The sequence below is a fragment of the Caballeronia sp. genome (genome assembly GCF_049581465.1).
Classification (GTDB): Bacteria; Pseudomonadota; Gammaproteobacteria; order Burkholderiales; family Burkholderiaceae; genus Caballeronia.
Map to the genome: position 1 here is coordinate 1 of NZ_JBAUSA010000932.1, position 2078 is coordinate 2078.

General features: G+C 57.7%; 2 protein-coding genes. Both read right to left on the reverse strand.

Annotated features, from left to right (window positions below):
• On the reverse strand, positions 1-1365 hold a 1365-nt coding region (locus tag WCA53_RS22925), incomplete at its 3' end, for a UbiA family prenyltransferase (protein WP_423915871.1).
• 100 nt (positions 1366-1465) lie between these two features.
• The coding region (locus tag WCA53_RS22930) for an acyltransferase family protein (protein WP_423915874.1) at positions 1466-2078 on the reverse strand (613 nt) is incomplete at its 5' end.

The window sequence follows — 2078 nt, forward strand, 5'->3', positions numbered from 1 at the left end:
GTTCTTGATTGCGAACACGATCGGGTCGTCATGCATCTGGCCGCGAAAGGCCAGCATCCACATGCGGCTGATCCAGTACAGCAGCAAGCCGAACAGGAACCAGAGCGCTTGCGGGTGGCGATAGAGCGCGTGAACGTCGGAGGAATTCAGATAGAGAGCGAGCACCAGCACCGCGACGTAGCCAGAAGCGATGCCAAACGATTGCAAAATGCCCAGGTCTTGCGTGACGTAGCCGCGCCCGGCAGCCGAGGCCTTGCCGTCTCGCAAAAGCGCATCCAGCTCCGTGCAGCGCTTGACCATGGCGAGGCTCAGGAAAATCAGGATCGAGAACATCACCAGCCAATCCGAGAGCCGGATATTCCCCGCCGCACCGCCCGCCATGATGCGCGTGGTGTAAAGGGCAGCCAGTGTAAACACATCGACCAGCATCATCCGTTTGAGCGCGAACGAATACGCGATGGTGGTCACGAAATAGCCGGCGAGCACTAACTGGAATAGAGGCGGCAGCAGGAAGGCGAGGCCCGCGGCGGCAGCCAGAAGCGCAACCGCAAGCAACATGCCGAACGTGAGCGGCAACTGGCCCGACGCGAACGGCCGATTGCGCTTGCTCGCGTGACGCCGGTCGGCGTCAAGGTCCATCATGTCGTTGAGCAGGTACACCGACGAAGCACAAAAGCTGAACGAGAAAAACGCGATGCCTTCGACAATCAGCGTATTGACATTGGTGAAGCGATGGGACGCGAGCAGCGGCACGAAGATCAGCAGGTTCTTCACCCATTGATAAACGCGCATTTCCTTGAGCACGAGCCGGAACAACGAGCGCTCGTGCTCAAAGAAGACGGTCGTCTTGTTCACCTTCTGCGCGGCCGCCTCCATGTTCTTGCTTCCGACGACGATCGCCTTGCGTGCCTGCTTCCATACAGGCACATCGGCACGGGCGTTACCGCAGTAGTCGAAGCCCTGTACGCCGAACTCCGCCGACAAGGCTCCCGCCTTGGTTGAGCCTGAGAGATTGCGCAACTCATTGCTTGCCATCACGCCTTTGAAAAAACCGAAATGCGAGGCGATTTGTTCGGCGAATCGTTGATCGCCTGCGGTGCATAGATAGAGATCGCGGCCGCTCGACTGTTCCTTCTTCAGGAAATCAACGAAGCGGGCGTTATAGGGCAGCAATGACACATCGATGGCGACGCGTGCCGCAACCTGGGCCTTCAGGTATCCCTTGCCACGCATTAGCCATGCGATGCAATAAAGTACAAAGAGCGGGTTTTGTTTAATTAAAACCAGCAACGACTCGATGAGCAGATCGGTGTGGGTTAGCGTGCCATCCAGATCAACGCAAAGAGGAACGCTTGCAGCAGCCATGGGTAGCCTCGAGCAGTTATCGTGATGTTTGCGCCTCGCGTCCGGGCGGGGATTCGCCTGCTTGATGCTGCCTGACATTAGTACAACACGTCGGGGCGGATCATCTGTGCGGCAGCGCACTTTGTTCGGGGAGATGGCCTTCGTGCGTGTGCGTGGGTCCAGCGTTGCGCTGACGCGTCAACATACGACGCAGGGGCGCTCTAAGCGGGACGATCACCTTTTCCTGGAACAGGACGGATGCAAGCAGGGTCAGGATGAGATAGAGCGGATAGTATGAAAACTGCCGGGGCACCGCGTTGACCGCCTGCGCGCATACATGCAGTCGATGAACGCAGGACAACAGCGGATAGGGGATTGTCAGCGCCTTTTGCGCTTTGATGAATAGTATGAAAAGCGGCCATTGAATGGCGAATACCGACAATGACGCATTTCCCAGCCGGCTGGACCACTTGACCGTTCGCGGAGACGCTTCCCGCAGTACGCTCGCGCAGATAAGAATCAACGCGATCTGAGTAGGCAACATCGCACCGTTGTGAAGCGGGACTCGCCAGGAGATCGGACCGTTCGTGTACGCATAAGTCGCGCCCGCGAAAATTACCGCAAGCGTCCCTATTGCGACGAGCCGGTAGCGCGCGATGAAATGGACGATCCTTTCGTCATGTTCGGCAAAAATTCCATAAGCGAGAACGCCGGCGAGAAATTCCGGAAGCCGT